This window comes from Legionella sp. PATHC035, assembly GCF_026191115.1.
Lineage (GTDB): Bacteria > Pseudomonadota > Gammaproteobacteria > Legionellales > Legionellaceae > Legionella.
Genome location: NZ_JAPHOT010000001.1, coordinates 1,700,064 through 1,713,266, shown reverse-complemented (window position 1 = coordinate 1,713,266; position 13,203 = coordinate 1,700,064). Strand labels below are relative to the sequence as shown.

Sequence of the window (13,203 nt, the reverse complement as noted above, 5' to 3'; positions counted from 1 at the left end):
TAAAATTTATCACAATCATTAAAATAAATCATTTTAATTATTTATTGAGGGCCAGTACTCTCTTGTGATGGGTGTCTGTCATTCCCACGAAAGCGGGATTACATCCATCAATCAGGCGCCATGCCCCATTTGTGCGTCGATTCCTGCCTCTGCAGGAGTGACAAATATCCAGTTTGGCAAAAATTTTATTTTCCAAGCAATGAAGTCAACAAAAGCATTTGATGAGAGAAGGAAAATGAACAATACAGCATTTACTTTAATTACAGAGCGTCTTTGCGCTGAAGGAATTGCCCAAAGAATATTAGCCGAACTGATGATTTATCGTCGTGTCCCAGAAATGATTCGCTTATGCCCTGGGGATTGTCAAAAGTGTGCTTCGCCACACTTGCCGAAAATCATCGCCGCCGTTGAAAAAAAAGAACCCGTGACGTTTATATTACCGGCTTTTCCAGGCAAGTCTCCAAATCCTGAAAAAGTTCTGGGTCCTCTGCCAGATTATGCTGAACGACTATCGCTTAATTTTTTGGGCACACTCTGTCAGCGAATAAAAAAATTTTATATCCCAGGAATTAAAATTATTTTGTGTTCCGATGGAAGGGTTTTTAGCGATTTGATTGGAATGAAAGAAAGTAATGTGACTGCCTACCAAGTTGAACTGGATAGACTGATAAAGGAAATGTGCCTGTCAGACCTCTCAATTTTTAATCTGGATGACTTTTATAAGAATCTTCATTTTGTGCCAATGCGTGAAGAACTGATCAAACGCTATGGACAGTCCTTGGATGCGCTTAAGCTCAAGATTCGCAATGGTGCCAAATCATCAGCAAGTCCTGATGAGCAAGAAGCAAATCGTATGTACAGTGGAATCACCCGTTTTTTATTTGAAGACGCCATGCATAAAGGGCGAATAAAAAGTCGTTCAGCCATCCAAAAAGAGTCACGTTCTAAAGCCTATGAGGTCATCAGAAGAAGTAATGCTTGGAGTAACCTAATCTGCGAGCGGTTTCCTGAGGCAGTGCGATTGTCCATTCATCCGCAATCATGTGGCTCAAAAAAATTAGGAATTCGCTTAATAGGAAATGAAAACTGGATGACCCCTTGGCATGGCGTTGCGGTTGAGAGCAAGAAAGGGTATGTCTTGCTGAAGCGCTCAGAAGCCGAAGCTTTAGGGGCTAAATTGATTTATTCTGCTGATGGACGGCACAGTCATTATCAATTAATGGCCGAGGTGTAATATGAAGTATCAAGTGACTTATCTAAAACCCTTTGGTGTGCTCGTTGAATCTGTAAGTGAAAAGACGAACGTGAACGAGTTGGATATAGAGAACTTACGTTACTTATTTAGGGAGAATCAACTCGTTGTCCTAAGAAGGTTTGAAACATTTCAAAATGGCGAGGATTTTTCCAGCTATTGTGAATTTTGGGGCGAAGTGAGTCTTTGGCCATTTGGCAAGGTACTTGAGTTAATTGAGCAAGAAGAGCCGGAAGATCATATTTTCGATCACAGTTATATGCCGCTTCATTGGGATGGCATGTATCGACCCCAAGTCCCCGAGTATCAGATTTTTCACTGTGTCAAAGCGCCTTTGCCTGGACAAGGGGGAAGGACCACCTTTTCCAACACCATTTTAGCTTTAAAGTTTGCGTCTCCTGAAGTCAAAGAGTTTTGGACGAAAGTGACGGGCATCTATCAACGAACAATGGAGTATTATAACAGTAAGACAGTATCGCCAATTATCACCAAGCATCCTCAAAAGGATGACTTCGTTATCCGCTACAATGAACCGCCCTCTGCCGATAAAGGTCATTTTGTAAACCCACCGAATCTTCAATTTACTGGAATTAACCAGGAAGAGTTAGAGCGCTTCCATCGAAGTATAAAAACAGCACTTTATTCACCCGATAATTTCTATGCCCACGAGTGGCAAACTGGTGACCTCGTCATTGCAGATAATTTTTCACTGCTCCATGGTAGAGAAGGATTTGTCTCTAAGTCCCCTCGCCATATTCAACGCGTCCATGTGTTGAGTAATCCCCCTTTTGATAACCCGGGTCTGGAGTCTTACGAATGAATGCGGAAGTTGCTGATATAGTCATTGTGGGGGCTGGTCCGGTAGGACTTATGTGCGCCTACCTGGGACAACTTTGTGGTCTCCATACGATAATTATTGATAAATCCGAGGGTCCTTTAGAAGTCGGTCGAGCGGATGCACTGAATGCACGCACGTTACAGCTTCTGGAGGTAGTCGATTTATTTGATGAACTCTATCCCTTAGGAAAGACCTGCAACACCAGCTCGGTGTGGGCAGGCGGAAAGTTCATTTCCCGGCAATCGTCATGGTGGGAGGAACTGGAAGGGTGTCTGCATCAACATTTCTTGATGCTGGGGCAGTCTTATGTAGAACAACTGTTAGATAAGAAACTTCAAGAGATTGCTGCCGCAGTAAAACGCGCAACAACCCTCGTCAATATTGAGCTTAATCAGGCGGGATGTCTCACCACCCTTGCTGATGGAGCGCGTATTCAGTCACGCTATGTCATTGGTGCAGATGGCGCGCATTCGTTTGTCCGCAATCACTTTGCAATACCTTTTGAGATCATCCGCCCACAAATGGTATGGGCCGTAATTGATGGCATTATCGCCACAGATTTTCCAAAAGTTCCTGAAATCATCGTATTTCAAGCCGAGACCTCCGATGTGGCATGGATACCAAGAGAGGGACAAATCGACAGGTTTTACGTCAGAATGGATGTGAAAGACTTTACCTTGAATGAAGCCATCGACAAAATTAATCAAGCAATGCAGCCTCATACCTTATATTTTAAGGAGATCGTTTGGTTTTCACAATTTTCGGTTAAAGAGTCTGTCGCTGAAAACTTCTTCGTGCAGGATCGTATTTTTCTTGCCGGTGATGCATGTCATATTCATTCAGTAAACGGCGGGCAAGGGCTTAATACCGGTCTTGCAGATGCCTTTAATCTCATGTGGAAGTTGAACATGGTCATGCGTTTCGGTGCCCCCAAAGAATTGTTACTCAGTTATGAAGACGAGCGCAAACCCGTTGCTTGCGATGTGATCAAGACTTCTGGTGAACTTGTCCGTTCGACTAAGTATTCACCTAATGGGACCCACGCCGAAGACTATGTCACGATTGTACAAAAACGTGCTGGGAATATTACGGGCATGGGGATTCGTTATGGGGGGCTGGAACTTCGTGGTTCTCGACTCTTTGATTTTGAAATGTTTCAGGGCCTCGTCAAAACACGACTTTACTCTCTTTTGGACTATAGGAAATTTACCTTACTCATTTTTGGTTCCTATGAATTGGATCTCAACGTTCCTGAGTTTGTCAACGTCATCCCAATTTATCCGCAACCTTGTTATAACCATTTTTGGACACATAACATGCACTATAAAAACCTTGCAATTTTAGTAAGACCTGATTCCTACATCCATTCTTTCGCGCCGCTCGATGAAATGGAGTCCTTATTGGATTGGGTACGGAGCATCGTTCATGAATAGGCCTGTCGTCATTGTCGATCCCCTCTCATCAGGAATAGAGTTGGCTCCTGCTTTTAAAGCGCGTGGGATACCTGCTCTTGCAATCATGCATAAACCAGTAGATTGGGATGGATTTGGTACAAAAATTCGAACCACCGATTTTATCGAAATCATTCCAGAACAACCTAATTTGGTCGAGGTGCTTAGAAAGTACAACCCACTGGCCATTATTCCTGGTGCTGAGGAGGGAGTTCCCCTTGCGGACGCTTTGGCTAGCGCGTTAACCCCTCAGTTCGCCAATGATCCCAACAAATCAGCGCACAGATTACACAAGGCTCTAATGCAAAAAGCGTTGCAGGAAGCGGGGGTTCCTGCCCTCAAGACACTCAATACCTCATCGGAGTATGAAGCGGAAACTTGGATTAAAGCAAACGGATTGATTCAGTCGCCGCTGATAATTAAACCGCCAGCTTCTGCTGGCAGCGATAAGGTTTTTCACATTCCAGCACGAGGTGATTGGAAAAAGGCATTTAACTGCGTTTTATCTGAACCATCTAAACTAACTGGAACAATGAATGAATCCGTTGTTGTGCAGGAGCAGGCTATAGGGATTGAATTTGCAGTAGGTACCGTGAGTGCCCATGGAAAACATTATTTAGCCCATTTAATTAAATACAATAAGACCTTGTTTAATCATCGCAAAACGGTTTACGACTATGTTGAGTTTGTACCTTATAGTGAAAAAATGTATGGTGAATTATTTGCTTATACTCAACAAGCATTAGATGCTCTGGGAATTCGCTGGGGCGCGGCGCATAATGAAATAATGCTCACTAAGGACGGACCTCGTCTCATAGAAACAGGAACCAGAATGTGTGGCGGCCCAGTGGTCGGCTTCGCTCGAGAGGCTACGGGCAGTAGTCAAGCAGATAAATTAGTTGAGATCTATACCGAAGGTGATGTGGTAACCAAAAAAATGATATTCAAAAAAACGGTTATGCCTGTTTTTTTGAAATCACCCGCTCAAGGGAGAATATTCAATGTCGAAGCCCTTGCTGCCATTTCTAAATTGCCCACATTTTTTAATCAGCATGTTTGGTTTAAAAATGGTGACCTTGTTCCCCAAACAGTAGACTATCTAACCAGTCTTGGCATTGTTGGGTTGACTGGTGACCGAGAGTTAATTTTATTAGATTATGAAAAAATTCGAAATATGGAGTCGAAATTGGTTATCCAGGAATCTTAGAGTTTTTATTGAATTCCTTGATTTTTTCGACTGTGGGCTCTTAACCCCGGTGCCCAGTGATCGTGTTTGACATCCTGAATCCAAATTGATTTAATTCCTATTAAGAAAATCATTAGGGTTCGGTACTCTTTTAAGTCATCCTGACCGTCCCTGTCTTGAGCAGATTTTTGGTGATGGCTTTTATTGTTCACACAATAGGAGCCATGATCATGCGTCGATACAAACACACCAGGAAAATAATTGGGTTGAATTATCTTAAAGCTCTGGTATGGGTTGGATTATCATTACCGTGTTTTGCAGCCGAGCAGCCTGAGTCACATAAATTATTTTTGGAAAAAACGTTTCAACTGGCACGATTGGCTCGTCATAAAGGAAATCACCCATTTGGTGCCCTATTAGTGTATCGAGGGCAAATCATTTTGACGGCAGAAAACTTAGTTACATCATCTCATGACGTGACAGCACATGCCGAGATGATGCTATTAAGAGCAGCTTCCAAAAAATTTCCCAAAAAAATTCTCGCGCACTCAATTCTGTACACAAGCACAGAGCCTTGTGCCATGTGTTCTGGAGCCATCTATTGGGCAGGAGTATCTCGCGTGGTTTATGGGTGCTCCGCTGAAGCACTAGAGGCGCTTGCTCATGGCGGATTGGTGATTCCTAGTAATCAGCTATTGAAGCACGGAAAAAGAACAGTGCGGGTAAATGGGCCTTATTTTGAGCAGGAGGCGATTAAAGTACATGAAGGATTTTGGGGCACTGCTACTGCAGCCATCTAGCAAAAATAAAATTGTACAGGAATAAATCGTGAGCAAATGAGCAATTCGCTTGAACTCTTGGGGGCCCTTTCTCAGTTAAGCCCCTGTATACGGTATTTTGTAACAACGCCCGCTGGAGCGTGGGGGGCCTTCATAGGTCATTAACTTGAGAAAGAAGGCAAGAGCTTGGGGTATTTTGTTGCCATTTTATCCAATATCACTTTGGGACCAAGCAGTCCTATGCTGATAGCAAGGGTAATCACTACTGCATTTAAGCCATCATAAATTGTTTGACTGAGTAAGGTAAAAGTAATGTGCTGGCTATTCGTTAATGCAACCATCCCACTGGCCATGCGGAATAAATAGACCCCTGGGATCATTGAAACAACGGCCGCGAAGGCCAACGCAGCGAAAGGCATTCGCTGTTTATAAGCGACCAAGGTCAGCACGATACCTACTAAAAAACAAGCCAAGAAAGAGGCTGTCGCAATACTGGCACCAAAACTGACTAAAGCCTGCCAGCGTAACATGTGCGCCAGTACGCCAACTATCATTGGCCAGACAATTAATTTTAGCGGTGTAGAGAAAAAGATGCTGTAGGCGATGATAGCAATTCCAGCTGCGATCATATCTTGCCAAAGAGGGACTATCTGGTGCGTAATAGGCTCAACAGGTAAACTTGCTCCCAGCAGCGTTGTTCCCAGTAATACCCCCAGAGAAATGCTCACACAAATTAATCCGGCTAAAGTCAAACGCGCGATTCCCAGGTGCAAACGACTATGAATAAAATCTAAAGCGCTATTGAGAAAGTGTGGGCCTGGAACTAATACCATGCAAGGGCATAAGGCGACGAGACGCAATGAAGAGCTTAAATGATAATCGACCGCAATCGCTCCGACTACCCCTGCAATTCCGGCGGCTACCAGCGGTTGTACAAACAAATTGGGCGTGATCGTTGCTAAATAACGTCGTGTTACTGCACCTAAAGCGGCGCTTAAGAAAATCAAACAAGCAGCTGACCATTCATTTAGGCCAAAAATCACGCCCAATGCTACTGCTCCCATGGCTGCTGCTAAGGTAAATAACCACGTTTTAGAGGGGGGTTGACGATTAATTTGTAAAAGCGTTTCATAGGCGTGTTCTAAGGTGATCGTTCCTTGATAAAAGGCATCTAAGGTTTGGCGCGCAGCAATAACCTTACCCATATGAACACTGGCTGGTTCTGTAACGACAATACACTCAAATTGGGCTCCGCTGGGTTCCGTCACATGCAACCATAATTCCCCCCATCGTGTTCCAAGTAAGACATTCAGATTCACTACACGCGCTATTTTTCTTACTTCGCGAATCACTTGCGTGGTTGTTTGTCCATTAACAAAAAGCACCTTGGCGAAAGCCAAAATGATCTCCGCTTGTTTTGCAAGAGTGAGTGATTGCGTGCTTGCTGAAGGATCATTTTTTTGAGACATAGGGTTCTACCATTTTTTTCGGATCCACAATACGATCAAATTCTGCCTCGCTAATATACTTTAATTGCAATGCCGCTTCTTTCAAAGAGAGATCATGGTCCATTGCATAATGGGCGATGGCCGAGGCCTTATCATAGCCAATCACTGGCGACAACGCGGTGACCAGCATCAGAGAGCGATCAACAAACGTTTGAATTTGATTCAAATTGGGTTCGGTACCCTCGATTAAGAATTGGCGAAAATTGGTCATCCCATCTGAGAGTAAGGTCATGGATTGCATGAGATTGTAAATGATGAGTGGCTTGTAGACGTTCATTTCCAGATATCCTCCGGCCCCTCCGAAACCAACTGCCACATCATTTGCCATCACCTGAACACAAATCATGGTCAGTGCTTCACATTGTGTGGGATTGACTTTGCCGGGCATAATGGAGGAGCCCGGCTCATTGGCAGGGATCTTAAGTTCCGCTAGTCCAGCACGTGGGCCACAAGACAGAATGCGAATGTCATTCGCGATTTTATATAAAGAAACAGCAAGACTACGTAAGGTGCCTGATAATTGCACCAGCGCATCATGTGCCCCTTGGACGGTAAACTTATTGGGAGCACTCATAAAGGGTAACCCCGTGAGTTTTGCAATGGCTTCCGCCGCTTTTTCTGCGAAATCTGGAGCAGAGTTCAATCCGGTACCCACTGCTGTTCCACCTAAGGCCAAATGATAGACATGGGTTAGGGCAGACTCGAGATGGTGCAGATTATCGGTAAGCATGCCTACATAGCCAGACCACTCCTGCCCAAGGGTCAATGGGGTTGCATCTTGCATATGGGTGCGACCAATTTTGACAATGTCTTTCCAGTCTTTAGCCTTAACCTGCATCGCTTTCGATAATGCCTCTAATGCAGGCATTAATCGCTGTTTCATTTGTACAGCGGAAGCAATGTACATGGCCGAAGGAAAAGAATCATTAGACGATTGGGCCATATTCACATGGTCATTCGGATGCACTGGCGTTTTACTGCCTAGTGGGGTGCCTGCAATTTGACTGCAACGATTGGCAATCACTTCATTAACATTCATATTAAATTGGGTGCCACTCCCAGTCATCCACACATGTAATGGGAACATATCGTGATATTGGCCTGACAAAATTTCATCGCAGACCTGTACAATTAATTGTTTTTGTTTGGCATCCAAACGAGCACTGGCATGATTCGCTAGTGCGGCAGCTTTTTTCAAAATGGCATAGGCTGTGATCATTTCTCGGGGGATTAAATCATGACCAATACTAAAATGTTGTAGAGAACGTTGGGTTTGTGCTCCCCACAACTTATCTGCTTCTACAGCAATTTCACCCATACTGTCTTTTTCAATACGTGTTACTGGCATGATTGACACTCCTTGGTTATCGATAGCCGCCAGGCCATATGCATCTAGTGTTACATGCAGCAAGATGACCTGCTGCATGTCTATTTAATCCCAATTGGGTATTCCCATTAGGTGATAACTTTCGGGTACTTGATAAGTCAATGCAACTGATTCGGGAAGTAATGAGGAAACGACACCACTATTAATGAAGCCCCCAGTACTAAAATCAAGGGGTAATGGCTTACTCGCCTCGATGGTATAAGTCCAGGTAGCTCCGCCATTTTGACTATTGGCTACGAGGGGATATTGAATCGAGTTGTCGAAATATAACCCACTTGCGATACAGCGTGATCCAGAGCAGGTTACACCTAGAAAAGTACCCTTATCAGTAAATCCTGACGGCAGGTTCTTGGCCTTTTCAATGGTGTACGTCCAGGTGGTTCCGCCATCTAGGCTGGAGGCTAATAAGGGGTAAACGATAGAACCGTCGGAATATTGGCCTCCCGCGACACAGTTTAACCCCGAGCAGTTCACATTGAAAAAAAGACCGCCATTAGCAAAACCTGCAGGTAAATTTTTACCTTTCTCAATCGTGTAAGTCCAAGTCGCGCCGCCATTTTGGCTGTAGGCTAATAACGGATATTGAGTAAGGCCGTCGGAGTATTGGCCTCCCGCGACACAATTCAATCCCGAGCAGCCCACACTGTAAAAAGTACCTAAATTAGCAAACCCCGAAGGCAACGTTTTGCTTTGATCAATCGCGTAGGTCCAAGTCGCGCCACCATTTTGGCTGTAGGCTAATAAGGGATATCGAATAGAGCTGTCAGCATATTGTCCTCCTGCAACACAATGTAATCCAGAACAACTCACCCCAGAAAAAACACCGGAACCAGCATAGCCTAAGGGTAAGCTTTTGCTTTTGTCAATTACGTAAGTCCAGCTGGTTCCGCCATTCTGGCTATGAGCTAATATGGGATATTGGGTATTAAGGCTGTCGGTATAAAACCCTCCGGTGACACAATTTAATCCTGAGCAACTTACCGTGCCAAGATTACTCAAATTAGAAAATCCAGAAGGTAAGTTTTTGCTCTTGTCAATCACGTAAGTCCAGGTGGTTCCGCCATCTAGGCTGGAGGCTAATAAGGGGTAAACGATAGAACCGTCGGAATATTGGCCTCCCGCGACACAGTTTAACCCCGAGCAGTTCACATTGAAAAAAAGACCGCCATTAGCAAAACCTGCAGGTAAATTTTTACCTTTCTCAATCGTGTAAGTCCAAGTCGCGCCGCCATTTTGGCTGTAGGCTAATAAGGGATAAAAGATAGAGCCGTCGACATAATTCCCCCCCGCGACACAATTTAATCCTGAGCAGCTCGTAGTGAAAAATGCACCTAAATTAGTAAACCCTGCAGGCAAGCTCTTGCTCTTCTCAATCACGTAAGTCCAAGTGGAGCCGTCATTTTGGCTGTTGGCTAACAGGGGGTAAAGGACGGCACCATCGGAATATTGCCCGCCGACCACTTCAGGGGGTAAAAAAGTGGATTGCTTGACATTCAAGGGGGTATCCGCAGTGGTACAGCTATTTCCTTTACACAAAGCGAAAGAAGACTTCACCGGTTTGGAAATGCTCAGTAGCAGCGTACAACTACTGCCGGCTGTTAAGCTAATTTGATTTTGGCAATAGGCTGGGTTCGCTGAATTGGTGACTTGAGTCACAGAAGCAGGCAGTCCTTGTATCCTATAACCTGAACGCGTAGATGAGGTCTTATTGGTGATGGTGTAATAGGCATAAACTGTCTCGCCAGAATAAATAGAGCTTGGGAATACAGGACCGTTCATGGGCGTGATGCTAAAATTAGCTGCGGCATAAACGTGTGAAGCAGGCAGGGCACTGCATAGGGCTAACGCCAACGATAAGTGCTTAAGATGGTAATTTTTGTGCATAAAAAACGTCCTCTTTTTCATGAGTCATTAGATAAATTAAGCCACGTAAGACAGCTGTACCATGAATTGATTGGCATAAGTGTGTGCGGTACTTAATGCAAAAGGTACCGGGGCTTTATATTGTTGGAACACCACTTGTCCTTCATCAAGGGAGGACTTACCGAAATCGGAGAAACGATATCCGACACCAAAGCGCATTTGTTGGTTGATTGAGGTATCGACCCCAACACCCAAGGTGTAAGAAAATGCGGAGTGAGTATGATCATTAAAAGTGGGTGTGAGATTGATGCTGCCTGTTTCTTCGGTCATGGTGCTAAATTCATTGGCATTATTAAAAGCCGCCCCTAATCCAACAGAAAGGTAAGGGAACAACTGATGCGGGGCCCCGAAGGTCAGCTCAGTGGTAGTAAAGAGTTTGGCTACCGCCAGCACTTGTTGTGTTTGAATACGCCACGAGTAGTTGTACAACGTACTGGTATCTGGCTCGATACCTACCGCATTTTGGCCATTTATCCATGCATTGCCGAAGTAATCGTATTCAACACCGGCTTGCAGGAAAAGCCCCGGGTGCGGAAGCTGATATTCAGTGCCAAGAAATCCCCCCACGAAACCCGTGGTTTGATTATGTTTTTTGCTAACATATAGGAACTGTTCGTCATCCGTTCCGCTAAAAGTTTGTGGCGAATTAGTTTTCGCATCAAGGCCGGCAACACCGCCAAAGAGCGTAAAAACTGGGTGGAAACCTTGGACTGGCGCTATTGAGCCCATACTGCCGGCGCTGGCAAGAGAAGAGAGTGCGAAGCAACTGGCCAAGCTAAAAAAAAAGCTCCTTGCTGACATAATTTTTGTCCTTTTATGAAATAGTCATGTTGATTGGTTTCGAAATAAATTGGTCCATTAAATGAAGTGATTTTCAGTTTTCAGTTGTAATTCTGGGATACGGCAATTAGAAGTATTAGAGCAGGATAATACCTCGTTTTCAATACGTTAGAGGCAATCCTTTAATTAAAATAATTTGCTCTGGCAATAGGTTTTTTAATTCGGCAATAATGGGCAGCTGCAAACAAAAAAATGGCTAAAGCATCATATTACGCTCCTATGATCCTTGATTTTAAGTGCTTTATTGATTGTGATAACATGCGCTTCACAATTGGAGGAAGTTTCATGGAATTGTTTTATAGCACATTTCTTAAAACGATGTAGCGAAACATTTCACCAAGGAAGTCACTGCACAATATTTTTTACAAGGAGTTTAATGGCCGTGAAACGATTTAACATTGCATTGGGATTGATTGTAAGTATTTTTTCAGGGGATTCATTAGCGGTTGAACCAGTAAAATTGGTGATCTCGGAAGTGAAACATGATGTTTCGGAACCATTAAAAAGTATGGCTTCGACTGTCCAAGCAGTTCAACCATCACCCTACATCGTTCCTCTACATAGAAAACCTCTCAAACTAAAGCCAATAGAAGATAATTTTATCGACGAGGCGATTCAGCCGAGTACCGAGTTGCCGCTAGTGACAAGACCTGGTCTTAGTTTTTTAGGTTTGGGGGCGGGCTTTTCAAACTTCCAACCGCAAGTTTCTCCTCCAGATCCTAATGCCTCAGTAGGATTGACCCAAGTGGTGCAGTGGGTTAATACCAGTTTTGCTATTTTTGATAAAGCTTCCGGAAACCTTATTATGGGGCCAACAGCAGGAAATGCATTATGGGCTGGGTTTGGTGGGCCCTGTCAAAATCAGAACAGCGGCGATCCGATTGTTAAATATGACCAACTCGCTAATCGTTGGGTGATGACTCAATTTGCTACTGCGGACAAACAACATCAGACGCAATGCATCGCTGTTTCCACTACCGCGGATGCGACGGGGACCTATTATCGCTATGCATTTGATTTTGGCACCAATTTTAATGACTATGGGAAGTTGGGCGTTTGGCCAGATGCGTATTATATGATGTTTGTGATGTTTCCCAGCGAACCTCTTGACGATTATGCTCCTTCGCTACCGACTCAGTCAGGGCCTGCTGCCTGCGCGCTCGATCGGGCAAGCATGTTAGTTGGTGCTCCAGCAACGATGCAATGTTTTCAACCCCAGCCAGAGGCAGGGATCTTCCTCCCCTCCGATCTCGATGGGAAAACACTTCCTTACCAAGGCCAGCCCAACTATTTTGTCGGGCTGCTTCAGGATGCAAATGGGGTTACATCGCGTAACCACCTCGCAGTATGGAAGTTCCATGTGGATTGGCAAAATCCGAATAACAGCCGTTTTGAGGGGCCTACTGCACTGAGAGTGAAACCGTTCAACCCAATGATATGTAATAAAACCCCTGATAACGTAGTGGGTGATTGCGCTGTGCAACAAGGAACGAATGCCAGACTTGAGGTGGTATCCGACCGACCGATGTATCGATTGGCTTATCGTAATTTGGTCACGCATCAATCGTTAGTATTTAATCATGTAGTGCAAGTTGGAAATCAAATTGCGGCTACTCGGTGGTATGAACTCAGGGTAAATCATCGAGGCAACCTAAAGGTCCATCAGCAAGGCACCTACACTCAACCGGATGGTAATGGGCGATGGATGGGTAGCATGGCCATGGATAAACAGGGAAATATAGCATTAGGCTTTAGTATCTCTGGTCCCGCACTGTTCCCATCCATCCATTATACTGGGCGCAGACATTACGACCCACGTGGGATGATGCGTGGTGAACAGATCATTATGAACGGCGGCGGACATCAATTGCCCTCTATAACAGGTAGGAGCAACCGTTGGGGGGATTACAGCAGTATGGCCATTGACCCAAGCGATGATTGCACCTTTTGGTATACCAATGAGTTTCTGCAGCAATCAGGAAGTAGAAACTGGAGTACTCTGATTACCTCATTTAAGTATCCCACGTGTCAGTAAATTC

Annotated in this window: 11 protein-coding genes; 6 read left to right on the top strand and 5 right to left on the bottom strand. The window is 44.5% G+C overall.

What is annotated here, in order from left to right:
* Positions 1 to 235 precede the first annotated feature (235 nt).
* The 4 genes from OQJ13_RS07580 to OQJ13_RS07565 are packed head-to-tail and all read left to right on the top strand — an operon-like array spanning position 236 to position 4,748.
* Positions 236 to 1,234: an isocyanide synthase family protein gene (locus OQJ13_RS07580; RefSeq protein ID WP_265710270.1), complete on the top strand. Its 999-nt coding sequence runs from the start codon at positions 236 to 238 to the stop codon at positions 1,232 to 1,234.
* Between the two features lies 1 nt (position 1,235).
* Positions 1,236 to 2,072, top strand: a complete 837-nt coding sequence (locus tag OQJ13_RS07575) for a TauD/TfdA dioxygenase family protein (RefSeq protein WP_265710269.1) — start codon at positions 1,236 to 1,238, stop codon at positions 2,070 to 2,072.
* Complete coding sequence (locus OQJ13_RS07570) at positions 2,069 to 3,523, top strand: FAD-binding protein (RefSeq protein WP_265710267.1); 1,455 nt, start codon at positions 2,069 to 2,071, stop codon at positions 3,521 to 3,523. The genes OQJ13_RS07575 and OQJ13_RS07570 overlap by 4 nt, the downstream gene beginning before the upstream one ends.
* Positions 3,516 to 4,748 (top strand): ATP-grasp domain-containing protein, encoded by a 1,233-nt coding sequence (locus OQJ13_RS07565; protein WP_265710266.1) that lies wholly within the window; start codon positions 3,516 to 3,518, stop codon positions 4,746 to 4,748. The genes OQJ13_RS07570 and OQJ13_RS07565 overlap by 8 nt, the downstream gene beginning before the upstream one ends.
* A 5-nt stretch (positions 4,749 to 4,753) precedes the next feature.
* Here OQJ13_RS07565 and OQJ13_RS07560 read toward each other — a convergent pair whose 3' ends face one another.
* Positions 4,754 to 4,939: a hypothetical protein gene (locus OQJ13_RS07560; RefSeq protein WP_265710265.1), complete on the bottom strand. Its 186-nt coding sequence runs from the start codon at positions 4,937 to 4,939 to the stop codon at positions 4,754 to 4,756.
* 18 nt (positions 4,940 to 4,957) lie between these two features.
* On the opposite strand from OQJ13_RS07560, the gene OQJ13_RS07555 reads away from it, so the two are divergent.
* Positions 4,958 to 5,527, top strand: coding sequence for a nucleoside deaminase (locus OQJ13_RS07555; protein ID WP_265710264.1), 570 nt, complete (start codon positions 4,958 to 4,960; stop codon positions 5,525 to 5,527).
* A 140-nt stretch (positions 5,528 to 5,667) separates the two neighbouring features.
* Here the strand turns inward: OQJ13_RS07555 and OQJ13_RS07550 are convergent, their stop codons facing one another.
* The 4 genes from OQJ13_RS07550 to OQJ13_RS07535 form a co-directional block, all read right to left on the bottom strand.
* Complete coding sequence (locus OQJ13_RS07550) at positions 5,668 to 6,975, bottom strand: threonine/serine ThrE exporter family protein (RefSeq protein WP_265710262.1); 1,308 nt, start codon at positions 6,973 to 6,975, stop codon at positions 5,668 to 5,670.
* Positions 6,959 to 8,362 carry a class II fumarate hydratase gene (gene fumC, locus OQJ13_RS07545; protein ID WP_265710260.1) on the bottom strand — a complete coding sequence of 468 codons (1,404 nt, stop codon included), beginning with the start codon at positions 8,360 to 8,362 and terminating at the stop codon, positions 6,959 to 6,961. Before fumC ends, OQJ13_RS07550 begins: the two co-directional genes overlap by 17 nt.
* A gap of 84 nt (positions 8,363 to 8,446) precedes the next feature.
* Positions 8,447 to 10,285 carry a sialidase family protein gene (locus OQJ13_RS07540; protein ID WP_265710258.1) on the bottom strand — a complete coding sequence of 613 codons (1,839 nt, stop codon included), beginning with the start codon at positions 10,283 to 10,285 and terminating at the stop codon, positions 8,447 to 8,449.
* A gap of 36 nt (positions 10,286 to 10,321) precedes the next feature.
* Positions 10,322 to 11,125: an outer membrane protein gene (locus OQJ13_RS07535; RefSeq protein ID WP_265710257.1), complete on the bottom strand. Its 804-nt coding sequence runs from the start codon at positions 11,123 to 11,125 to the stop codon at positions 10,322 to 10,324.
* Positions 11,126 to 11,540: 415 nt separating this feature from the next.
* On the opposite strand from OQJ13_RS07535, the gene OQJ13_RS07530 reads away from it, so the two are divergent.
* A complete protein-coding gene (locus OQJ13_RS07530; protein ID WP_265710256.1) occupies positions 11,541 to 13,199 on the top strand; it encodes a hypothetical protein in 1,659 nt (552 codons plus the stop codon).
* The last annotated feature ends 4 nt before the right edge of the window (positions 13,200 to 13,203 follow it).